Annotated in this window: 21 protein-coding genes and 1 pseudogene; 16 read left to right on the forward strand and 6 right to left on the reverse strand. The window is 75.4% G+C overall.

All coding sequences use genetic code 11. The features are described 5' to 3' along the window. Window positions 1-770: 770 nt before the first annotated feature. On the reverse strand, window positions 771-1,283 hold the full coding sequence (locus tag NT8_RS18315) for a DinB family protein (RefSeq protein WP_245646234.1): 513 nt from the start codon (window positions 1,281-1,283) through the stop codon (window positions 771-773). Between the two features lie 109 nt (window positions 1,284-1,392). Here NT8_RS18315 and NT8_RS18320 point away from each other — a divergent pair, with 109 nt between their 5' ends. After that, window positions 1,393-2,091 (forward strand): DUF3159 domain-containing protein, encoded by a 699-nt coding sequence (locus NT8_RS18320; protein WP_174549598.1) that lies wholly within the window; start codon window positions 1,393-1,395, stop codon window positions 2,089-2,091. 273 nt (window positions 2,092-2,364) lie between these two features. Here NT8_RS18320 and NT8_RS29970 read toward each other — a convergent pair whose 3' ends face one another. The 4 genes from NT8_RS29970 to NT8_RS18340 all read right to left on the reverse strand — a co-directional run bounded on the left by NT8_RS29970 (window position 2,365) and on the right by NT8_RS18340 (window position 6,343). Continuing rightward, on the reverse strand, window positions 2,365-3,495 hold the full coding sequence (locus NT8_RS29970; RefSeq protein ID WP_067971043.1) for a TIGR04222 domain-containing membrane protein: 1,131 nt from the start codon (window positions 3,493-3,495) through the stop codon (window positions 2,365-2,367). Between the two features lie 733 nt (window positions 3,496-4,228). Continuing rightward, window positions 4,229-4,711 carry a Cys-tRNA(Pro) deacylase gene (ybaK, locus tag NT8_RS18330; protein ID WP_067971045.1) on the reverse strand — a complete coding sequence of 161 codons (483 nt, stop codon included), beginning with the start codon at window positions 4,709-4,711 and terminating at the stop codon, window positions 4,229-4,231. 124 nt (window positions 4,712-4,835) lie between these two features. Beyond that, window positions 4,836-5,513: an LON peptidase substrate-binding domain-containing protein gene (locus NT8_RS18335; protein ID WP_067971047.1), complete on the reverse strand. Its 678-nt coding sequence runs from the start codon at window positions 5,511-5,513 to the stop codon at window positions 4,836-4,838. Between the two features lie 266 nt (window positions 5,514-5,779). Continuing rightward, entirely contained in the window at window positions 5,780-6,343 is a 564-nt protein-coding gene (locus NT8_RS18340; RefSeq protein WP_067971049.1) for a ferritin, read from the reverse strand. Window positions 6,344-6,654: 311 nt separating this feature from the next. On the opposite strand from NT8_RS18340, the gene hisD reads away from it, so the two are divergent. The 10 genes from hisD to NT8_RS18385 all read left to right on the forward strand — a co-directional run bounded on the left by hisD (window position 6,655) and on the right by NT8_RS18385 (window position 16,895). Continuing rightward, window positions 6,655-7,962: a histidinol dehydrogenase gene (gene hisD / locus NT8_RS18345; RefSeq protein ID WP_067971050.1), complete on the forward strand. Its 1,308-nt coding sequence runs from the start codon at window positions 6,655-6,657 to the stop codon at window positions 7,960-7,962. Between the two features lie 67 nt (window positions 7,963-8,029). Next, the gene (locus NT8_RS18350) at window positions 8,030-9,130 is read left to right on the forward strand and encodes a histidinol-phosphate transaminase (RefSeq protein ID WP_067971052.1); all 1,101 of its coding nucleotides are present in this window, start codon (window positions 8,030-8,032) and stop codon (window positions 9,128-9,130) included. Window positions 9,131-9,170: 40 nt separating this feature from the next. Next, a complete protein-coding gene (gene hisB / locus NT8_RS18355; protein ID WP_067971054.1) occupies window positions 9,171-9,764 on the forward strand; it encodes an imidazoleglycerol-phosphate dehydratase HisB in 594 nt (197 codons plus the stop codon). After that, window positions 9,764-9,928: a hypothetical protein gene (locus NT8_RS29975; RefSeq protein ID WP_169805232.1), complete on the forward strand. Its 165-nt coding sequence runs from the start codon at window positions 9,764-9,766 to the stop codon at window positions 9,926-9,928. The genes hisB and NT8_RS29975 overlap by 1 nt, the downstream gene beginning before the upstream one ends. Before the next feature lie 53 nt (window positions 9,929-9,981). After that, window positions 9,982-10,617, forward strand: a complete 636-nt coding sequence (gene hisH / locus NT8_RS18360) for an imidazole glycerol phosphate synthase subunit HisH (RefSeq protein ID WP_067971056.1) — start codon at window positions 9,982-9,984, stop codon at window positions 10,615-10,617. Window positions 10,618-10,670: 53 nt separating this feature from the next. Continuing rightward, window positions 10,671-11,402, forward strand: coding sequence for a bifunctional 1-(5-phosphoribosyl)-5-((5-phosphoribosylamino)methylideneamino)imidazole-4-carboxamide isomerase/phosphoribosylanthranilate isomerase PriA (gene priA / locus NT8_RS18365; RefSeq protein WP_067971058.1), 732 nt, complete (start codon window positions 10,671-10,673; stop codon window positions 11,400-11,402). Further along, window positions 11,399-12,169, forward strand: a complete 771-nt coding sequence (gene hisF / locus NT8_RS18370) for an imidazole glycerol phosphate synthase subunit HisF (protein ID WP_067971061.1) — start codon at window positions 11,399-11,401, stop codon at window positions 12,167-12,169. The genes priA and hisF overlap by 4 nt, the downstream gene beginning before the upstream one ends. A gap of 172 nt (window positions 12,170-12,341) precedes the next feature. Continuing rightward, the gene (locus NT8_RS18375) at window positions 12,342-12,902 is read left to right on the forward strand and encodes a peptidoglycan-binding domain-containing protein (protein WP_067971063.1); all 561 of its coding nucleotides are present in this window, start codon (window positions 12,342-12,344) and stop codon (window positions 12,900-12,902) included. 202 nt (window positions 12,903-13,104) lie between these two features. Further along, window positions 13,105-15,069 carry an ABC transporter ATP-binding protein gene (locus NT8_RS18380; RefSeq protein ID WP_245646235.1) on the forward strand — a complete coding sequence of 655 codons (1,965 nt, stop codon included), beginning with the start codon at window positions 13,105-13,107 and terminating at the stop codon, window positions 15,067-15,069. Then, window positions 15,066-16,895 carry an ABC transporter ATP-binding protein gene (locus tag NT8_RS18385; protein ID WP_067971065.1) on the forward strand — a complete coding sequence of 610 codons (1,830 nt, stop codon included), beginning with the start codon at window positions 15,066-15,068 and terminating at the stop codon, window positions 16,893-16,895. Before NT8_RS18380 ends, NT8_RS18385 begins: the two co-directional genes overlap by 4 nt. A gap of 31 nt (window positions 16,896-16,926) precedes the next feature. On the opposite strand, the gene NT8_RS18390 is transcribed toward NT8_RS18385, so the two are convergent. Next, a complete protein-coding gene (locus NT8_RS18390) occupies window positions 16,927-17,913 on the reverse strand; it encodes an SIS domain-containing protein (RefSeq protein WP_067971067.1) in 987 nt (328 codons plus the stop codon). Window positions 17,914-18,085: 172 nt separating this feature from the next. Here NT8_RS18390 and hisI point away from each other — a divergent pair, with 172 nt between their 5' ends. The 5 genes and pseudogenes from hisI (at window position 18,086) to NT8_RS18415 (ending at window position 20,973) form a co-directional block, all read left to right on the forward strand. Continuing rightward, window positions 18,086-18,478 carry a phosphoribosyl-AMP cyclohydrolase gene (gene hisI / locus NT8_RS18395; RefSeq protein WP_067971069.1) on the forward strand — a complete coding sequence of 131 codons (393 nt, stop codon included), beginning with the start codon at window positions 18,086-18,088 and terminating at the stop codon, window positions 18,476-18,478. Beyond that, on the forward strand, window positions 18,475-19,158 hold the full coding sequence (locus NT8_RS18400; protein ID WP_067971071.1) for a Trp biosynthesis-associated membrane protein: 684 nt from the start codon (window positions 18,475-18,477) through the stop codon (window positions 19,156-19,158). The genes hisI and NT8_RS18400 overlap by 4 nt, the downstream gene beginning before the upstream one ends. Beyond that, a pseudogene (locus NT8_RS18405) lies at window positions 19,158-19,424 on the forward strand (HGxxPAAW family protein); the annotation flags it as partial. The gene NT8_RS18400 and the pseudogene NT8_RS18405, both read left to right, overlap by 1 nt. A gap of 484 nt (window positions 19,425-19,908) precedes the next feature. Beyond that, entirely contained in the window at window positions 19,909-20,184 is a 276-nt protein-coding gene (locus tag NT8_RS18410) for a CD225/dispanin family protein (RefSeq protein WP_369406305.1), read from the forward strand. 321 nt (window positions 20,185-20,505) lie between these two features. Next, window positions 20,506-20,973 carry a CD225/dispanin family protein gene (locus NT8_RS18415; RefSeq protein ID WP_067971078.1) on the forward strand — a complete coding sequence of 156 codons (468 nt, stop codon included), beginning with the start codon at window positions 20,506-20,508 and terminating at the stop codon, window positions 20,971-20,973. The last annotated feature ends 57 nt before the right edge of the window (window positions 20,974-21,030 follow it).

The following is a 21,030-nucleotide window of genomic DNA, read 5'->3' on the forward strand; positions in this document are numbered from 1 at the left end:
CCGGCGCGCGCCGGTCCCGCCGCAATCCGGTCGCCATTCTGCGGCGGCGACCCGGAAAGGCTGGACGGCGTCCAACGGTGACGTGGATGCCGTGGAAGGCGGTGCCGGGGCCACGGGTGGCAGAGCGTCGACCGACGATGCGGCGAGGGCATGCGGGCGCGCGTCCGGCCGTTCAGAGGGGCGCCGATATCGGCGAGCCTCCGACGCGCATTCTCCCGGTCGCGCATGGGGCGGTCTGATTCCCGGCGGGAGATGCTGCACCCGTCGAGGTCGGTGAGGCGGGCGGTGGCGTCCTGGGCCAGGCGGGTGTGGGCGTGTAGGGAACGGACGACCTGGACCATGCCCAGCTCGGCCAAGGCGCGGGCGTCCTCGGGTCGTTCCCAGAAGCCGGCCGGGATGCAGCCGCACGTGCGGCAGTCGCGACCGCAGGCCGAACATGCCACCGCGAGGCTCCCGATGGCGCCGGAACCGGTGGCCTCCCAGCCTGCAACAACAGAACACCGACGCCATAGGCGGCTGCCTCGGGGCGGAGGCCGGGGCGCCGGTCCCACCGGCAATGACGACGGACCCCCGCCACACCACCGGCCCCTGGGCGCTGCGAGCGCGGGGGCTGCCGCCGTCGGGGGCGCCGGACGCGGCAGGGTGCGAGGTGCGGTGCGCGCCGGTCCCGCCAGGGACGCGGATCGACCCGCCCGCGTCACCGGCCCCTGGGAGCCGCGCCCCCCGGGGGCCGCCGCCGTCGGCGGGAGTCGGGGGCGGCCGGGCGCCGGCTACTCGCCGGTGGTGCCGTCGGCGAGTTCGCGCAGGATGTCGAGGTGCCCGTTGTGGCGGGCGGTCTCCTCCACCATGTGCGTCAGCACCCAGCGCAGGCTCGCGGGGCCCTCGCCCGGACGGGACCGCCGGGCCCCGCTGGTCGGCTCCAGCCGGGCGGTGATCTCGCGCGAGCGGTCGCACTGCGCGTCGTACTCGTCGAGGAGACCGCCGAGCGGTCGGCGCGCCCCGAGACGCCATTCGGCGTCCCGGTCATCAGGGGTATAGGGTCCTTGATCGGGCAGACCGAGCAGAATCACCTCGAACCAGTAGTGCTCCACCCAACGCAGGTGCGAAACGACGCCGCCGATCGACATGAGCGGTGACGTCGCCAGGGGAGCGTCGCCGGAGCGGTCGACGGCCAGCCCCGCGCACTTGACGCGCACGGTGGCGCGGTGCCAGTCGAGCCATGACGTGAGCATGGTCCGCTCATCGGCGGACATGGGCGGGTCGATACGCGTCGTCCGTGTCATGCGGGCAATTGTCATCGGGGTGCCGACCCCGCACCAGTGGAATTTCCGCGGGCGGCCGGCGGCGGCCCGCTCGGGACGGGGGGACCCGGTGGTGCGCAGGAGATGGGCCGTGGGCACGGCCACCGCGGGGATCGTCGCGGCCGTCGGGATGCCCTCGGGGCTGCTCTGGTGGCTCATCGCCCCGCGCCCCGATGTCACCGCCATCGGCGACGGCACCACCGCGCCCTTCCCGGTGTCGGAGACGAACTTCGCCGTCGACGGGTGGTTCGCGGTCATCATGATGGTCGTCGGCATCGCCACCGGGTACGGCGCGTTCCTCGTGCAGTACCGCCTCGCCGCCCGCGACCGCACCGACCTGCGCCTCGCGTGCCTGCTGGGCACCGCCGCCGGCGCGTGCGTCGGCGCGGTGATCGCCTGGCGGCTGGGGGTGCTGCTCGACGCAGCCGAGTTCCAGCGGGCCCTTGACGCCGCCGCCCCCGGGGAGGTCATCCGCTCCGGCCTCCGCCTCAACGCCCTCAGCGCCCTCGCCGCCTGGCCCTTCGTCGCGGTCCTCCAGTACGGGCTGTTCGACGCCGTCAGCATGTGGCGCCGCGACCTGCCCGCCGAGCGGGCCGCCGACACCACCGACGAGGAGTCCCACGCCGCCCCGGCCTCCGCACCGTACGGCGCGGACCCCGAGTCGTACGGCGCGCACCCCGGCTCATACGGTGTTGACTCCGAGCCGTACGGCGCGCACCCCGCACCGCCCGCTGCCCCGCCCGCGCCGGACGGCCGCGACACCCGCGCGGAACCCGGCTCCGGTCTCTGAGACCGCCCCCGGTCCGGCCTGCCACCGACGGCCCAGACGGGGAGCCGTGCCCACTCGGCACCGCCGCACGCCGGCCGCGCGTCTGCGCTGGTTCCGGGCCGGCCGCCTCGTGCCCGCCAACCGCGCGTCCGCGCAGACCGTGAGTGCGGCCGCCTTCGGCGGTGCGCGTTCAGTTACGGACCGGGTGGTGGGACCTGTGCCCGCTCGGCGTCTCCAAGACCGACCGCGTGTCCGCGCCGGCCTCCGAGGGTGGCCGCCTTCGGCGGCCCGCGGTCAGTCGCGGCTCGGGTGGTGGGGCTCGGCGGTGGGTGTCCCGCCCCGGCCGCCCGACGGGCGCGGACGCGCCACGCCGCCGCCGGGCGACAGCGGGCCGACGTCGGGCCCGCCCACACCGCGCCCGCACGCCGCCGCGAACGACCGCAGCCACCCGAACTCCGCACACAGCGGGAGCCCGACACCGCCGCGCGGTCGACGGCGCAACGCGCGGAAGCCCAGCAGGGCGGCCGCGCGCAGGGCCGCGTCGACCGGCCCCGACCCGCCCGGGCGAGCGCGGGCCTCCGCCAGCACGGCGTCCCCCGCCGCCGTGCGCGCGCCCAATTCCCCGCCGGTCGCCCGGTACACACCAAGCAGCGCGAACCAGCCCGCGAACAGCGCGGGGGCCGCCACCGCCTCGACCGGCACCGCCCCGGGCGGCGCGGCCGCCGTCCGGGCCGCCGACAGCGTGGTGGTCACCACGAACGCCGCCGCGACCGCGCCGGGCACCCCGCCGACCGCCGTGTGCGCCGCGCGCAGCAGGAACGGGTAGGCGAGCAGCAGCGCGCACGACAGGAGCGGCAGCAGGCCGAACCGCCCACCCGGCACCCCCGCCGCGTGCACGGTCGCCGCCGCGCCGAACAGGACACCGCCGCCGCCCGCGACCGCCTGCGCCCGCCAGGCGGCGCGCCGCACCGCCAGCACCCGGCGCATCCGCCGCTCCGGGAACACCAGCCCCCACCGGCGCAGCCGGCACAGGGCCGCTGCCACCCCCTCGCCGCGCGACGCCGCCCGCAGCAGGTCGTCGGCCGCGACGGCGCCGTCGGCGGGGAGCCGGGCGTCGAGCAGCCGTGTGAACGGGGCGGGCGACAGCGGAGCGGGATCGGCGCCCTCGGCGACGCGGGCCACGGTTCCGGGTCCGCGCGCCGCCGCCCGGCCGGTCAGGTACAGCTCGGCCAGCGCGACCTCGCCCAGGCGGTGCCGACCGCCGGCCAGCATGCCCAGTTCGAACGCGCTCAGCTCCTCGGGGCCGACCGGCGGATGGCGCGGTCCGCCGCGCCGTACGCGCGAGCACCGCCACCGGGTGCCGACATAGCAGCCCGCGATGGCCAGGTGGAACAGGACCGAACCGAGCACGACCGCCTCGACCACCGCGCCTCCTCCCCGCACCGCGGGACCCCACCACCGTAAGTCGGGCGCGCCTTCGAGAAAAGGGGCGACCGGCCGATGACGCGGAGTGACGGCGGGTGCGGCGCCGGGGCGCGGCGGGCCGACCGGGGCGGCCGCCCGCGCGGCAGGGGCGTGGACCGACGGAACACCGGCTTCCCCGCCCGATTCCGGTCCGGATGCGCAGGGCCCCGGTGCTCGGTATGTGTCCACTCGGCGCGACGGGTGTGCACCGGCGCCCGCGTCCGCCGCCGGAGAGGAGGGCCGGAAGACCGGAGGACCGGCCTGCGGTAGCCGGGGGCGCGGGGCGCAGCGGGCCGACCGGAGCCGGTGGGGAGGGGCGGGCCTGGCGAAGGGGGCTGTGCCCGGTAATGGAACAGCGGCCAGCTTGTGGCGATGGCGGCGGTGGCCGCTCCGGTGAGGCGGGCCAGGTCGGCGGGGGCGGCCAGGGGGCGTCGGGGCGGTCGCTAGGGGCGGCCAGGGGGGGGCGGGTTGATCGAGTCCGGGGGAGCCGCTGCCCGGGTCCGTCTCTGGTGGTGGCGGGGAGGGGCCGTTGCCGTGGTGGTGGGGCGTTCGCCGACCGAAGACGTCTGTCGACAAGGGCGACCGGGGGGATCGGGCCGGTCGGGTTCCGGTGTGGCGGGGAGGGGTGGCCCTCGCGAGGTGGCTGCGTCCTGGTCGAGCCGGGGTCAGGTGCCGTGCCCCGGCTGGGCTCGGGTCAGGTGGCGGCGATGGGGGCGGTGGCCGCTCCGGTGAGGCGGACCAGGTCGGCGGGGGCGAGTTCCATCTGCAGCCCCCGTCGGCCCGCCGACACGTACACCGTGGGGTGGTCGGCGGCCGACGCGTCGACCACGGTCGGCAGCCGCCGCCGCTGCCCCAGCGGGCTGATCCCGCCCCGGACGTAGCCCGTGGCCCGCTCCGCGTCGCGCGGGTCGGCCATCGCGGCCTTCTTCCCGCCCGCCGCCGCGGCCAGCGCCTTGAGGTCCAGGCTCGCGCCGACCGGGACCACGCCAACGGTCAGAGCGCCGTCGACCGCGGCGACCAGGGTCTTGAACACCCGGTCGCGGCCCACGCCCAGCGCGTCGGCCGCCTCCTCGCCGTAGGACGCGCCGCCGTCGCCGGACGCCTCGTAAGGGTGCAGGGTGAAGGCGACCTTCGCCCGGGACGCCGCGACGGTCGCCGGTGTGCCCTTGCCGCTCACCGCGCACCCCCCGAACGGCGCGCCGACGGCGCCCCGGCGGTACGCCGCGCGGCGCGGCGGCCCCGGGGCGCGGGCCGAGGGGCGTGGAATCCGGGCATGGGGGCCTCCGCTCGCGTTTCGCGGGTCAGTTGAGGTTCACGTCGGCGCCCGCCGTGCGCCCCGCCGGAAGCGAGGGGAACGCGGTCAGGACGCGGTTCTCGCGGCGCAGCAGTCGGGCGGCCAGCTCCAGCCGCGCGGCGGCGTGGTCGGCCTCCAGCAGCTCCTGGCGGTCCCGCTGATCGATGATCATGGCAGCGGACACGGCGTAGGACAACGGCAGCGGCTCCGACGGCGGCTCGGCGGGTAGGCCGGCCGGGACGCCGATGCCCGCCAGTCGCTCGCGGTACACCGCGAACAGTCGCGCCACGCGTTCGGCGCGCGCCTCGGCGCCGGGGCCCTCCGCATCGGGCAAGGGCGTGGTGTCGGCCCGGAGGTAGGGGTGGTCGGTGTCGGCGGAGTAGACCTCCTCGACCCGGAACCGGGTGCCGCCCTCGACGACCAGGTCGTACCGGCCGTCGCCGTGCCGGCGCACCCCGCGGACCTCGGCGACGCAGCCGACCGCGGACAGGCGCTGCGCGGCCGCCGCGCCCACCTCGTGGCCGAACTCGATCCCCACCACGCCGAAGTGGCGCGCCGCGTCGGCGGGGCGCTCCAGCAGGTCGCCGACCAGGCGGCGGTAGCGCTCCTCGAACACGCGCAGCGGCAGGGTGGCGCCGGGGAACAGGATGCTCCCGAGCGGGAACAGCGGCAGCCGATGGGCCATGCCCCCCAGTATGCCAACGGCCGGGCGGAACCCCGCACGTCGGAGGCGGGGAGCGGGAACGGGAGCGGGAGCGCGGTCGGAGGGGCGAGCAGGCCGACGCTCCGGCGGCAGTGGGGGTGGGAGCGGGAGCAGGGTCGGAGGGGCGAGCCGGGCGGCGCCCTGGCGGGCGCAGTGCCGGGCCGAGCCGATCGGTCGCGGCGCACCGGCCTCACGCGGGTGTGGCGGGGCTTCTGCGCCGCCGCTGGGCGCCGCGGGTGCCGCTGCTGTCAGGACACCGACGGGCCCGCCGTCTCCGGGGCGCCGGACGCCTCGCCCGCGGTGTCGGGCATCTCGCGGGCCACCCAGGTCTCGACGTCGAAGAGGTTGCCGCCCGCGCGCTCCACGATGTTGAGCAGCGTGGACATGGTGGCGACCTCCTCGACCTGCTCCTGGAGGAACCAGTTGAGGAACTGCTCGCCGGTGTAGTCGTTCTCCTCGCGGGCGACGCGGGCCAGCTCGCGGATCTGGTCGGTCACCCGCTGCTCCTGGCGCAGGGCGAGGGCGACGAGCTCGCGGGGCTCGCCGAACTCGGTCTCGATCGCGCCGACGCCGGGAATGGCGGGGGCGACCTCGTTGTCGAGCAGGTACCGCACCATCATGGTGGCGTGGTCGCGCTCCTCCAGCGACTGCCGGTAGAAGACGCGGGCGAGCTGCTGGAGGTCGCGGTCGTCGAACCAGGCGGCGAGCGCGAAGTACTGGTGGGAGGCCGTGAACTCGTGTCCGACCTGCTCCAGGAGCAGGCGGTAGAACTTCGACAGGCCGCGTTCCGGGGTTCTCGTGCGCAGAGTCATGTCCGAATAATAGCCCGGCCGTAAATGCGGGTCGAGAATATCAAAGGTAATTTCGGACACTTAGGTGATGCTTTCCAAAGGGATATTTGGTTAGGTTATCCAAACCTGCCGGGAATGTTCCGAAGGGAATATGGTGAGCCTTTCCTATCCTCGCGCCGTGTCGCGCGGCGGCCGCAACCCCGACCCCGCGCGGCCCCGCGCCGCCCGCACCGCCCGCGCGGCGCCGCCCGCCCCGCCGTCCGGCCCCGGCGCGACCGGTGAACCCCGTCACCACCGGGGAGAACACCGCCCCCGGCCCCTAGAATGGGACCGTGATCTCCCGAATCGATCTCCGAGGCACCACCGGCGACCCGCGCGACCTCCTCCCGCGGGCCGAACTCGACGTCGAGGCCGCGGTCGAGCGGGTCCGTCCGATCTGCGACGACGTCCGCCATCGCGGCACCGAGGCCCTCATCGAGCTCACCGAGCGGTTCGACGGCGTCCGCCTCACCGGCATCCGCGTCCCCGCCCCGGCCATCGATTCGGCGCTCGCCGACCTCCACCCCGACGTCCGCGCCGCGCTGGAGGAGTCCATCCGCCGCGCCCGCGCCGTCCACGCCGACCAGCGCCGCGCCGACACCACCACCCGCGTCGCCCCCGGCGGCACGGTCACCGAGCGCTGGATCCCGGTCGGCCGCGTGGGCCTGTACGTCCCCGGTGGCCGCGCCGTCTACCCCTCCAGCGTCGTCATGAACGTCGTGCCCGCGCAGGAGGCCGGCGTCGGCTCGCTCGCCGTCGCCTCCCCGCCGCAGGCCGACTTCGGCGGGCTGCCGCACCCCACCGTCCTGGCCGCCTGCGCCCTGCTCGGCGTCGACGAGGTCTACGCGGTGGGCGGGGCCCAGGCCGTCGCCATGTTCGCCTACGGCACCCCCGACTGCCCGCGCGCCGACATGGTCACCGGCCCCGGCAACATCTACGTCGCCGCCGCCAAGCGCCTGCTCAAGGGCGTCATCGGCATCGACGCCGAGGCCGGCCCCACCGAGATCGCGGTCCTCGCCGACGACACCGCCGACCCCGGCTTCGTCGCCGCCGACCTCATCAGCCAGGCCGAGCACGACGTCGTCGCCGCGTCCGTCCTGGTCACGCCCTCCACCGGCCTCGCCGACCGCGTCGAGCGCGAACTCGCCACCCGGGCCGCCGCCACCAAGCACCGCGAGCGGGTCGCCGAGGCCCTCGGCGGCCGCCAGTCCGGCATCGTGCTCGTCGACGACCTCGACCACGGCCTCGCCGTCGTGAACGCCTACGCCGCCGAGCACCTGGAGGTCGTGACCGCCGACGCCGCAGCGGTCGCCGCCCGGGTCCGCAACGCCGGCGCCGTGTTCGTCGGCCCCTACGCCCCCGTCTCCCTGGGCGACTACCTGGCCGGCTCCAACCACGTGCTGCCCACCGGCGGGAGCGCCCTGCACTCCTCCGGCCTCAGCGTGCAGACCTTCCTGCGGGGCGTGCACGTGGTCGAGTACGACCGCGCCGCCCTAGCCGAGGTCGCCGCCCGCGTCGTCGCCCTCGCCGAGGCCGAGGACCTCCCCGCCCACGGCGAGGCCGTCACCGCCCGCGTCGGCCGCGACGGCACCGGCGCCTGACCCGCGCGCGGCGGCCCCCGGAGGCCCGCCGGGCACCCGCCGCGCCCCACCCGACCCGGAAGACACCGTGAACGACGACATCGGCACCGACATCGGCATCGACGACCTGCCCGTCCGCGACGACCTGCGCGGCCGCACCCCCTACGGTGCGCCGCAGCTGGAGGTCCCGGTCGCGCTCAACACCAACGAGAACCCCTACCCGCCGTCCGACCGGCTCGCCGCCACCCTCGCCCGGCGCGTCGCCGAGACCGCCACCGGCCTCAACCGCTACCCCGACCGCGACGCCGTCGGGCTGCGCACCGCCCTCGCCGGCTACCTCGGCCACGGCCTCGACCACCGCCGCGTCTGGGCCGCCAACGGGTCCAACGAGGTCCTCCAGCAGATCCTGCAGGCGTTCGGCGGCGCCGGGCGCACCGCCATGGGGTTCGAACCCTCCTACTCCATGCACCCGGTCATCGCCGGGGTCACCGGCACCGCCTGGATCCCCGTGCCGCGCGCCGCCGACTTCCGCGTCGACCTGCCCGCCGCGCTCGACGCCATCGCCCGGCACCGGCCCGACGTCGTCTTCCTGGCCTCGCCCAACAACCCCACGGGCACCGCGCTGCCGCTCGCCGACATCGAGGCCGTCCTCGACGCCGCCCCCGGCATGGTCGTCGTCGACGAGGCCTACGCCGAGTTCCGCCGCGAGGGCACCCCCAGCGCCCTGTCGCTGCTGCCCGGCCGCCCGCGCCTCGTCGTCACCCGCACCATGTCCAAGGCGTTCGCCATGGCCGGCGCCCGCATCGGCTACCTCGCCGCCCACCCCGCCGTGGTCGACGCCCTCCAGCTGGTCCGGCTGCCCTACCACCTGTCGGCGGTCAGCCAGGTCGTCGCCGCCACCGCGCTCGACTTCACCGACGAGCTGCTCGGCGCCGTCAAGCGGCTCCGCGACGAGCGCGACGCGCTGGTCGACTGGCTGCGCGCCCAGGGCTACGCCGTCGCCGACTCCGACGCCAACTTCGTCCTCTTCGGCGAGTTCGCCGACCGCTCCGCCGTCTGGCGGGGCATGCTCGACCAGGGCGTGCTCATCCGCGAGGTCGGCCCGCCCGGCTGGCTCCGCACCACCGTCGGCACCCCCGAGGAGATGGCGGCGTTCCGCGCCGCGCTGCCCCGGGCCGCCGGCCGCTGAGCACCGCCCCGTCCCCACCACACAGGAGAACCCCACCGCCATGAGCCGCACCGGCCGCATCGAACGCACCACCAAGGAGACCAAGGTCCTGGTCGAGATCGACCTCGACGGCTCCGGCACCGCCGACATCTCCACCGGGGTGGGCTTCTACGACCACATGCTCGACCAGCTCGCCAAGCACGGCCTGTTCGACCTCACCGTGCGCACCGAGGGCGACCTGCACATCGACGCCCACCACACCATGGAGGACACCGCCCTCGCCCTGGGCGCCGCCTTCCGCGAGGCCCTGGGCGACAAGGCCGGCATCCGCCGCTTCGCCGACGCCAAGGTGCCGCTGGACGAGGCCCTGGCCGAGGTCACCGTGGACGTCTCCGGCCGCCCCTACCTGGTGCACAGCGAGCCCGAGGGCATGGCGCCCGTCATCGGCCGCGACTACGACACCACCATGACCCGGCACATCTTCGAGTCGTTCGTGGCCCAGGCCCGCGTCGCCCTGCACGTCCACGTGCCCTACGGCCGCAACGCCCACCACATCGTCGAGTGCCAGTTCAAGGCGTTCGCCCGCGCCCTGCGGTCCGCCTGCGAGCGCGACCCCCGCGTGACCGGCGTGCCCTCCACCAAGGGCGCCCTGTGATGTCGGCCGTCTGGCCCATCCTGCTGCTCGGCCTCGGCGGCGTCCTCATCGGCGGCGCCCTCTCCACCTGGCGCTCCCACCGCCTCATCGCCGCCGGGCTCGCCGCGTGCGGCGTCCTCGCGGCCGCCGCCGGGGTCCTGCGCCTCGACGTCTTCGGTGCCTGACCCCGCCCCGACCCCGCCACCCCACGTCCACCCGCCACGAAAGGCCACCACCCGTGCCGCAGCGCGTCGTCATCCTCGACTACGGATCCGGCAACCTGCGCTCCGCGCAGCGCGCCTTCGAGCGCACCGGTGCCCACGTCACCGTCACCGCCGACCCGCACGCCGCCCTGGAGGCCGACGGGCTCGTCGTCCCCGGCGTCGGCGCCTTCGCCGCCTGCATGGCCGGCCTGCGCGGCGTCGGCGGCGACCGCATCATCGGCCGCCGCCTCGCCGGCGGCCGCCCCGTCATCGGCATCTGCGTCGGCATGCAGGTGCTGTTCGAGCAGGGCGTCGAGCACGGCGAGACCACCGAGGGCTGCGCCGAATGGCCCGGCACCGTCGAACGCCTGCAGGCGCCCGTCATCCCGCACATGGGCTGGAACACCGTCGACGCCCCCGAGGGCTCCCGGCTGTTCGCCGGCGTCGACCCCGGCGAGCGCTTCTACTTCGTCCACTCCTACGGCGTCCGCGACTGGAGACTGCACCCCACCAGCCCGCACATCGCCGCGCCGCTGGTCACCTGGAGCACCCACGGCACCCCGTTCGTCGCCGCCGTCGAGAACGGTCCCCTGTGGGCCACCCAGTTCCACCCCGAGAAGTCCGGCGACGCCGGCGCCGCGATCCTCGCGAACTGGGTCGCCACCCTGTGACCCGCGCCGCAGTCCCGAACCCCGTACCCGACCAGGGAAGGTCCCGCAGCCCCATGCCGTCCACCCTCGAACTCCTCCCGGCCGTCGACGTCGCCGGCGGCCAGGCCGTCCAGCTCGTGCAGGGCAAGGCCGGCTCCGGCGGCCGCTACGGCGACCCCCTCGACGCCGCCCTCGGCTGGCAGGAGGCCGGGGCCGAGTGGATCCACCTGGTCGACCTCGACGCCGCGTTCGGCCGCGGCCACAACCGCGAGCTGCTCACCCGCATCGTCGGCACCCTCGACGTGCGCGTGGAGCTGTCCGGCGGCATCCGCGACGACGAATCGCTGGCCGCCGCCCTCGCCACCGGCTGCACCCGCGTCAACATCGGCACCGCCGCGCTGGAGAACCCCGAGTGGTGCGCCCGCATCATCGCCGAACACGGCGACCGCATCGCCATCGGGCTCGACGTACGCGGCACCACCCTCGCCGCGCGCGGCTGGACCCGCGAGGGCGGCGACCTGTACGCCACCCTCGACCGCCTCGAGGCCGAGGGCTGCGCCCGCTACGTCGTCACCGACGTCAACAAGGACGGCACCCTCAAGGGCCCCAACCTCGACCTGCTGCGCGCCGTCTGCGCACGCACCGACCGGCCGGTCGTGGCCAGCGGCGGCGTCTCCAGCCTGGACGACCTGCGCGCCATCGCCACCCTCACCCCGCTCGGCGTCGAAGGCGCCATCATGGGCACCGCCCTCTACGAGGGCGCGTTCACCCTCCCCGACGCGCTGAAGGCGGTGGCCGCCGCGTGAGCCTCGCCATCCGCGTCATCCCCTGCCTCGACGTCGACGCCGGCCGGGTCGTCAAGGGGGTCAACTTCCGCGACCTGCGCGACGCCGGCGACCCCGTCGACCTCGCCGCCCGCTACGACCGCGAGGGCGCCGACGAACTCACCTTCCTCGACGTCACCGCCTCCAGCGGCGACCGCGCCACCACCTACGACGTCGTGCGCCGCACCGCCGAGCAGGTGTTCATCCCGCTCACCGTGGGCGGCGGGGTGCGCAGCCCCGAGGACGTCGACCGGCTGCTGCGCTCCGGCGCCGACAAGGTCGGCGTCAACACCGCGGCGGTCGCGCGCCCCGAGCTCATCCGCGACATCGCCCGCCGCTTCGGCAACCAGGTCCTCGTGCTGTCGGCCGACGTCCGCCGCACCACCGGCGACACCACCACGCCCAGCGGGTTCGAGGTCACCACGCACGGCGGCCGCCGCGGCACCGGCGTCGACGCCGTCGAGTGGGCCGCCCAGGGCGCCGAACTCGGCGCGGGCGAACTGCTCCTCAACTCCATGGACGCCGACGGCACCAAGGAGGGCTTCGACCTGGAGCTCATCCGGGCCGTCCGCGGCGCCGTCGACATCCCGCTCATCGCCAGCGGGGGAGCGGGCGCGGTCGAGCACTTCGCCCCCGCCGTCGACGCCGGGGCCGACGCCGTCCTCGCCGCGTCGGTGTTCCACTTCGGCGCGTTCACCATCGCCGACGTCAAGGCCGACCTCCGCGCCCGCGGCCACCGCGTCCGCTGACCCCGCCGGGGGCCGCCGCGCGCGGCCCCCGGCCCCGGCCGCCACCCCCCGCGCAAAGCAGACCACGCAGTGTATTGGCGCGCCATTTACCGCTTTCCGGCGGCATTCCAGGTCAGCGCGGTATCTGCTCGTGTAGACGCACACCTCGTGCGAGCAGAGAGGGGATACCACCATGACGATCCTGCGCACCGCCACCACGGTGATCGCGTCAGCGGCGCTGGCCGCCGCCGGGTTCACGGCCGCGGCCCCCGAGGCCCTCGCCGACGGCCCCGACACCAGCCCGCAGGTCATCGCCGACATCCAGGCGCTGGACTGGCCGGAGTACAAGGAGGGCGACACCGCGGTCGACGTGGCCGTCGCCGAGTACCTGCTGCGCCACCTCGGCCACGACAAGGGCAAGCCCGACGAGAAGTTCGACGCGGCGACCACCACCGCCGTGAAGAAGTTCCAGAAGGCCGAGCGGCTCCCCGAGTCGGGCCGGCTGAACCAGGAGACCTGGAACGAGCTGTCGGAGGCCGTGTTCGGCGAGTACGGCCAGGGCACCACCGGCGACGTCGTCCGCGCGATCCAGTACAGCCTCGTCCACGACCACGGCAAGAAGATCGAGGTGGACGGCAAGTACGGCCCGGCCACCGCCAAGGCCGTCCGCGAGCTGCAGAAGTCGTACAAGATCGGCGTCGACGGCATCGTCGGCCCGATCACCTTCCGCGCGATGGTCGCCGGCGGCGACTGACCGCCCGGCCCGCCCGGCCCCGGCCGGGCCGCCCCGGGCGGCCCGGCCGACCCGCGCCCGCCGGTGGAATAGCCCCGCCGGCGCGGGTGCTGAACAAAAAGGACTACGGCCTCTCCGCGCCCGCGGAGTAGGTTGTGTCGGCGTGCCGTCCGTCAGCGGATGGCACGCGTCGTGTTCGGGGCCGTCGAAAGGCAGGGGACGCATGGTGAGCGACGATTCCGGGGGCGCGGCGGCGGTACCGCCGGGGATGTTCCGGCGGGGCATGCGCGTCCTATGGGTCGCCATCCGCACCGAGCCCGTGGTGTTCCTCGTCGCCACCGCCGGCGCGTCGCTGCACGCCGCCGTGACCGTCGCCTCCGCCTCCGTGCTCGGCCGCATCACCGACGACGTCATCCTGCCCGCGTTCGACTCCGGGCGCACCACCGCCGCCGCCCTGGCCACCGCCGCGGCGCTGCTGCTGGCCGTCGGCCTGGCCAAGGCCCTCGGCCTCGCCGCCCGCCGCCTCTACGCCGGGCTCATGCAGTACCGCATGCAGGCCCGCTACCGGCGCTCGGTGTCCCGCGCCTACCTGCGCCTGCCGCTGGCGTGGCACCACCGCCACCCCACCGGGCAGCTGCTGTCCAACGCCAACGCCGACGTCGAGTCCGCCTGGCAGCCGCTCGCCCCGCTGCCCATGGCCATCGGCAGCGTGTTCATGCTCGCCGTCGCCGCCGTCGCCATGGTCGTCACCGACCCCGTGCTGGCCCTCGTCGCGTTCGTGACCTTCCCGGTCCTCGCCGTCGCCAACGTCGTCTTCCAGCGCCGGGTCGCCCCCGTCGCCGCCCGCGCCCAGGCGCTGCGCGCCCAGGTCAGCGAGGTCGCCCACGAGTCCTTCGACGGCGCCCTCGTCGTCAAGACCCTCGGCCGCGAGGACACCGAGACCGAGCGCTTCACCGCCTCGGCCCACCGGCTCCGCGACGCCCAGATCGAGGTCGGCCGGCTGAGCGCCGTCTTCGTCCCCGCCATGGAGAACCTGCCCAACTTCGGCGTCCTCGCCGTCCTGCTCATCGGCATGCACCGGCTGGCCGGCGGCGCCATCGACGTCGGCGACCTCGTCCAGATGTCCTACCTGTTCACCCTCCTCACCCTGCCCATCCGCTCCTTCGGGTGGATCCTCGGCGACCTGCCGCGCAGCGTCGTGGGCTGGGACCGGGTGCAGGCCGTCCTCGGCGCGGAGGGCGCCATGGCCGACGGCACGGCCGCCGTCGGCGGCTCCGGCGGGCTCCGCCTCAGCGTCCGCGACCTCGCGTTCTCCTACGAGGACGGCTACTCCGCCGACCCCGCCCGGCCCGGCCGCGACCTCGCCGACACCCCCGGCACCGACGCCGCCCGCACCACCGTGCTGCACGACGTGTCCTTCGACATCGACCCCGGGCGCACCGTCGCGATCGTCGGCCCCACCGGCTCGGGCAAGTCCACGCTCACCACCCTGCTCATGCGGCTGGTCGACCCCGACACCGGCACCGTCTCCCTCAACGGCACCGACGTGCGCGACCTGCGCCGCGGCGAGATCGCCCGCACCGCCGCCCTGGTCCCGCAGACCACCTTCGTCTTCGAGGACACCGTCCGCGACAACGTCACCCTCGGCGCCGACATCCCCGACGCCGACGTGTGGGCCGCGCTCCGCCTGGCCCGCGCCGACTCCTTCGTCGCCGCGCTCCCCGACAGCCTCGACACCCGGCTCGGCGAACGCGGCACCAGCCTCTCCGGCGGCCAGCGCCAGCGCCTCGCCCTCGCCCGCGCCGTCGTCCGCCGCCCCCGGCTGCTCATCCTCGACGACGCCACCTCCGCCGTCGACCCGCAGATCGAGGCGCAGATCCTGGCCGGGCTGCGCGACACCGACCTCGCCGCCACCGTCGTCGTCGTGGCCTACCGCCGCGCCACCATCGAACTCGCCGACGAGGTCGTCTACCTCGAACGCGGCACCGTCAGCGACCGCGGCACGCACGCCGAGCTGCTGGAGCGCTCGGCCGGCTACCGCTCCCTGGTCACCGCCTACGAGCGCGCCGCGGCCGACCGGGCCGCCGACCTCGCCGCCGCCGACACCGCGCCCGCCGGCACCCCGCCCGGCGACCCCGGCGACCCCCGCACCGACGACGCCGACACCACCCAGGAGATCGCGCGATGACCGCCCCCGCCCCCGCCCGCGACCGCGGCGCCGCCCCCGGGGAGGCCGGCGGCACCCCCGCCCTGCACCGCTCCACCGACACCGCCCTCGGCACCATCCGGCGCGGCCTGCGGCTCTCCCCGGAGTTCGCCCGCGGCCTCGGCCTCACCCTGGCGTTCGCGGTCGCCGCCACCGCCGGCAAGGTCATCGTCCCCGTCGCCGTCCAGCAGATCATCGACCGCGGCCTGGTCCCCGACGGCCGCCCCGACCTCGGGTTCGTCACCACCATGGTCGCGGTGTGCGCCGGGCTGCTGGTCGTCACCATGGTCTGCTCCTACCTGATGAACCTCCGGCTGTACCGGGCCACCGAGTCCGGGCTGGCCACCCTGCGCCGCAAGGCGTTCCGGCACGTCCACGACCTGTCCGTGCTCACCCAGAACAGCGAGCGCAAGGGCGCCCTGGTCTCCCGGGTCACCTCCGACGTCGACCAGATCAGCACGTTCATGCAGTTCGGCGGCCTCATGCTCATCGTGAGCGCCGGCCAGCTGCTCATCGCCACCGTCCTCATGGCCGTCTACTCCTGGCAGCTCACCCTGCTGGTGTGGATCTGCTTCCTGCCGCTGCTGTTCGGCGTCCGCTGGCTGCAGCGCCTGCTGTCGCGCGCCTACCTCAAGGTCCGCGAACGCACCGGCGAGATGCTCGGCGCCATCGGCGAGACCGTCACCGGCGCGGCCGTCATCCGCGCCCACGCCATCGAGGACCGCACCGCCGAGCGCATCGACACCACCGTGCACGCCACCCGCACCGCCCAGGTCCGCGCCCAGCGGCTGGCCATGGCCGTGTCGCCGTTCGCCGAGATCGTCGCCGCCGTCGGCAACGCCGCCGTCGTCGTCGCGGGCGTCCTGCTCGGCCTCGGCGGGGCCATCACCCCCGGCCAACTCGTCGCGTTCCTGTTTCTGATGACCCTGTTCGTCACGCCGATGATGATGGCCACCGAGATCTTCAACGAGGCGCAGAACGCCATCGCCGGCTGGCGGCGGGTCCTCGGCGTGCTCGACACCGTCCCCGACATCGCCGACCCAGGCCCGGCCGGCCGCACCCTGCCGCGCGGGCCGGTCGGCGTCCGCTTCGAGGACGTCTCCTACCACTACCCCGACGGCCCCACCGTCCTCGACCGCGTGAACGAGGAGATCACCCCCGGCACCCGGGTCGCCGTCGTCGGCGAGACCGGCTCCGGCAAGACCACCTTCGTCAAGCTGCTCACCCGGCTCATGGACCCCGCCGAGGGCCGGGTCCTGCTCGACGGCACCGACCTGCGCGAGGTCGCCTTCGCCTCGCTGCGCAGCCGGGTGGTCATGGTCCCCCAGGAGGGGTTCCTCTTCGACAGCTCCCTGGGCGACAACATCCGCTTCGCCCGCCCCGAGGCCACCGACGCCGACCTCACCACCGCCATCACCGAACTCGGCCTCGCCGACTGGCTCGCCGGGCTCGCACACGGTCTCGACACCCCCGTCGGCCAGCGCGGCGAGTCGCTGTCGGCGGGCGAGCGGCAGCTCGTCGCGCTCGTCCGCGCCTACATCGCCGACCCCGACCTGCTCGTCCTGGACGAGGCCACCTCCGCCGTCGACCCCGACACCGAGGTCCGCATCCAGCGCGCCCTCGACCGGCTCACCCGCGGCCGCACCTCGGTCGCCATCGCCCACCGGCTGTCCACCGCCGAGGCCGCCGACGAGGTGCTGGTCTTCGACGCCGGCCGGGTCGCCCAGCGCGGCCGGCACGCCGACCTCGTCGCCCGCCCCGGCGTGTACGCCGACCTCTACGCCTCGTGGGTGCGCAGCTCCGCCTGACGCCCCGGCGCCGCCCGGCGCGCCGCCGCCCTCACCGGCGGCGGCGCGCCCACCAGTGCGCCGCCAGCAGCTCGCCCACCACCGGCTCGGTCAGCAGCCGCACCTCGGGGTCGGCGTCGCCCAGGTAGCGCACGGTCGCCGCCGCCCCCGCCACCTCGCCGCCCACCGCCACCAAGGCGCCGTTCAGCTGCAGCAGGTGCTCGGCCATCCGGTCGTCGTAGTGCGACCCGGTGAACAGCAGCGCCCGGTAGTCCGACACCGCCGCCAGATACCGGTCCGTGTGCGACCACTCACCGGTCTCCGCCGCGTGGGCCGCGCGCACCGGCCCCTGCCGGATCGCCTGCGCCCCCCGCTGCGCCGACGCCAGCCGCTCCACCGGCGCCACCAGGTGCACCCCGTCGCGCGACTCCAACGCCGCCGCCGCCTCCGGCACCCACGACGGCGCCCGCTCGATCAGGTCCGACACCGCGTTCGCCGCCCGGCGCAGCACCAGGGTCGGGTCGGTGGCCGCCCCCGCCGCCGGCGCCCCCAGCCGCCGGCCCAGCTGCAGCAGCAGCGCCAGCACGTTCTGGTAGGCCCGGCACGCCAGCCCGCTGCGCTCGTCGCCCGCCAGCAGCGGTACCACCACGTCGGCGTAGCGCACCACCGGCGAATCGGGGGAGTCCGCGAACACGATGACCGCCGACCGCTCCACGTACTCGTCCAGCACCGTGCACAGCTCGCGCACCCCGCCGCCCACCGCGACGGCCACCACCAGCGTGTCGGGGCCCGGCGGCAGCGACCGCTCCGCCGACGCGAACTCGGCCACCGCCCCCAGCCCGGACAGCCGCATCCGCGCCGCGGCGGCCTCGCACGCGTAGCGCGCCGACCCCACGCCCAGCAGCAGGATGCCCGCCGGCTCGTCGTCGACCAGCGACGGCAGCGCGGCGAACGGGTCGCGCCGCACGAGGTGGTCGGCCAGCGCCGTGAGGGCGTCCGGCTTGCCCGCCAGGTCGTCGATGAGCTGCTGCGCGGTCACGGCACCCCTGCCTGCCCGGTGCGGCCGGGGCCGCACACCGTCCGAACGCGCCGGGCACCCGCCCCGCGCGCACCCGCCCGGCGGCGGGTATGGCCATTGTCACCGGTCCGCCGCACCGCCGCGTTCCCCGCCCCCGCGGTGACCTCCGCCGACACCCCCCTAGGCTTGGGGTATGAGCACCCGCCTCCCCGGAGCCGCGCCGGACTCCGGACTCGACCCCGCCATCGCCGCCCGGCTCAAGCGCACCCCGGACGGCCTGGTCCCGGCCGTCGTCCAGCAGCACGACACCGGTGAGGTGCTCATGCTCGCCTGGATGGACGACGAGGCCCTGCACCGCACCCTCACCACGCGCAGCGCCACCTACTGGTCGCGCAGCCGCGGCGCCTACTGGGTCAAGGGCGCCACCTCCGGCAACGTGCAGCGCGTCGTCTCCGCCGCCCTCGACTGCGACGGCGACACCCTGCTCATCCGCGTCGAGCAGACCGGCGGCGCCTGCCACACCGGCGACCGCACCTGCTTCGACGCCGACCCGCTGCCCCTGGCTCCCGCCGGGGACGCATCGTGACCGGCGCCACGCCCGCCCGCCGCCGCGAGTTCACCGCCGCCCTGCTGGCCGCCGCCGCCGGCGCCGCGCTGCTCGCCGCCGCCGGGACCCGCGACTGGGCCACCGCCGAGGTGGCCGTCTCCGGTCCGGCCGCCGCCGCGCCCGTGGCCGTCAGCGGGGGCGACGCCGCGGCGGCCGCCGCCGCCATGGGCCCCGCCGGGCTCGCCGCGCTGGCCGCGGTCGTCGCCACCCGCGGCTGGGCCCGCCGCGTGGTCGGCGCGGTGCTCGCCGGGTTCGGCGCCGTCGCCCTGGCGTCGGTCTGGCAGGGCACCCGCACCGGCACCCTGTCCCGGCTCGCGGCCGACCAGGTCGCCGCGGGCGGCGCCGTCGACGCCCTCGCGGTCTCCGCGGGCTGGCCGGTATCGGCCGCCGCCGGCGCCGTGCTGCTGCTCGCGGCGGGCGCCGCCACGGCGGTCCGGGGCCCCTCCTGGCCCGGTATGGGCAGCAGGTACGATCGCCACAGTGCGCCGCGCGCCGTCCCCGGTGGCGACCCCGCCGAACTCTGGAGGTCGCTCGACCGCGGCGCCGACCCCACTCTCGACCCGGCACGCCCCGCCGACGCCCCGCCCGCCACGGGCGAGGGCGCCCGCCCGGCTGCGCGGGTGACCCACGACAACGCGCGACCCCAGAAGGAGTCCTGATGGCCGACGAACACCACGAGGACCACGGCAACACCGTCGCCGCGTGGTTCCTGACCCTCTCCTGGATCGTGGTCTGGACCGTGGCGGGCGTGGCCATCATCCTCGGCCGCGACCTCGTCACCTGGACCGCGATCGCCCTCGCGGGCAGCGTCGTCACGGCCGCGGTCGCCGGCGGGCTGAAGAAGGCCGGACTCGGCCGCAAGGCGCCCCGCCCCGTGCCGCCGACCGCCGAGGAGTGGGCCGCGCGGCTCGCCGCCACGGCCAAGGACGCCGCCAAGGACGTCAAGCACGCGGCCAAGGACGCCAAGGACGCCGTCAAGGAGACCGCCAAGGACGCCGCGTCGGCGGTCAAGGGCGGCACCGACGAGGCCGAGCCCGCCCCCGCCACCGCGAGCTGAACCCGCGCCGGGCGGGCGGTCCGGCGGTCACCGGCCGCGGTCGATCGGCGGCCGAACGGCATGGACGCCCGCCCCGGCTCGCGGGTACATTGACCGCACAGCGTCGTCACAAGCAAGGATCAAGTCGGCATTCACGGCGAGATCTGGCATGATTCGATTCTGCCCGCGACGCGTTTGGGCGCTTTCCCAGCCGTGAACCCTGTTGGTGCGCATCTGCGGCCCGCGAGTTTCCCTTTTCTTCCGTCGTCTGAAAGATTCTCCGACTATGAGCTATGGTCCTCCTCCCGGCCCCCCGCACGGCGGTGGCTACGGGCCCCCGCCCGGGGGCTCCGGCGGATACCCCGGTCAGCAGATGGGCGGGGCCCCTCCGAACAACTGGCTGGTTCCGGCCATCCTGTCCATCTTCTGCTGCTGGCCGCTGGCCATCCCGGCGATCATCTTCGCCACGAAGGTGAACGCCCAGTGGAACATCGGCGACTACGCCGGTGCCGACGACGCCGCCAAGAAGGCGAAGATGTTCTCGCTCATCGGCATCATCGTCGGTGTCGTGTGGTACGTCGTCGTGGGCCTCTTCTACATCTTCGTGTTCGCCGCGGCCGCCACCAGCGCGTCCTACAGCACCTACTAGGCCGCGTCCCCGGGTTCTCGGGGAGGCGCCCGCAGGGCCTCGGCGCCGCCGCGCACCGCGCGGCGGCGCCGCTGTCGTTCCCGGACCGTCCCGGGGGCGCCGCCGGCGGTTCACCCGCCGGTCACCGGGCACGCGAGCGATATCACCATTGGGTGAAGAAGCCCGGAATGTGATAAACCGAACCGCGCTCTGTGCCATCATGTGGAGTCTGTCGAGCGGCCCTCACCCGTCGATGTCGGCGTCACCGTCCACGCGAACGAACGTCAACGGCAGCCGCACTCCCGACGACACTCGACTGCAACCGCTCTGGAGACCGCACGCATGGCCTACCACTCCCCGAACAGCACCCCGCCCAGCAACTGGATGGTCGGCGCGGTGCTCAGCATCCTCTGCTGCTGGCCGCTGGCCATTCCGGCCATCGTCTTCGCCGCCAAGGTGAACAGCGCCTGGAACGCCGGCGACTACGCCGGTGCCGAGGACGCCGCCAAGAAGGCGAAGATGTTCTCCCTCATCGCCTTCGCCCTCGGCGCCGTCGTCTGGATCGGCTCGGGCATCGTGACCGCGATGTCGCTCATGGCGGCCGACCAGGCCGTCGACGAGTACAACGCCGAGATCGACGAGATCAACGAGTCGCTCGACGCCGACCTGGAGGAGCTGGAGAGCATCGCGCCCCCCTCCTTCGACCCGTCCCTCGACGCGAACCTGGACGACCTGACCGAGTCGCTCGACGCGGACCTGGAGGAGCTGGAGCAGCTGGAGAGCGACCTGGAGGAGCTGGAGAACTACTAGTCCTCCACCCCCGGCGCCACCTCCGCCGCGGCGCCGCACGGTCCCCGGACCGTGCGG

Origin of the sequence: Nocardiopsis trehalosi NBRC 14201 (assembly GCF_001552555.1) — a bacterium.
GTDB classification, from domain to species: Bacteria; Actinomycetota; Actinomycetes; order Streptosporangiales; family Streptosporangiaceae; genus Nocardiopsis_B; species Nocardiopsis_B trehalosi.

Coding starts and splice junctions, on each gene's coding strand:
- NT8_RS18315 (WP_245646234.1), bottom strand. CDS start 1,283: ATGACACGGACGACGCGTATCGACCCGCCCATGTCCGCCGATGAGCGG.
- NT8_RS18335 (WP_067971047.1), bottom strand. CDS start 5,513: ATGGCCCATCGGCTGCCGCTGTTCCCGCTCGGGAGCATCCTGTTCCCC.
- NT8_RS18340 (WP_067971049.1), bottom strand. CDS start 6,343: ATGACTCTGCGCACGAGAACCCCGGAACGCGGCCTGTCGAAGTTCTAC.
- hisB (WP_067971054.1), top strand. CDS start 9,171: ATGAGCCGCACCGGCCGCATCGAACGCACCACCAAGGAGACCAAGGTC.
- NT8_RS29975 (WP_169805232.1), top strand. CDS start 9,764: ATGTCGGCCGTCTGGCCCATCCTGCTGCTCGGCCTCGGCGGCGTCCTC.
- priA (WP_067971058.1), top strand. CDS start 10,671: ATGCCGTCCACCCTCGAACTCCTCCCGGCCGTCGACGTCGCCGGCGGC.
- NT8_RS18375 (WP_067971063.1), top strand. CDS start 12,342: ATGACGATCCTGCGCACCGCCACCACGGTGATCGCGTCAGCGGCGCTG.
- NT8_RS18380 (WP_245646235.1), top strand. CDS start 13,105: ATGGTGAGCGACGATTCCGGGGGCGCGGCGGCGGTACCGCCGGGGATG.
- NT8_RS18385 (WP_067971065.1), top strand. CDS start 15,066: ATGACCGCCCCCGCCCCCGCCCGCGACCGCGGCGCCGCCCCCGGGGAG.
- hisI (WP_067971069.1), top strand. CDS start 18,086: ATGAGCACCCGCCTCCCCGGAGCCGCGCCGGACTCCGGACTCGACCCC.
- NT8_RS18410 (WP_369406305.1), top strand. CDS start 19,909: ATGGGCGGGGCCCCTCCGAACAACTGGCTGGTTCCGGCCATCCTGTCC.
- NT8_RS18415 (WP_067971078.1), top strand. CDS start 20,506: ATGGCCTACCACTCCCCGAACAGCACCCCGCCCAGCAACTGGATGGTC.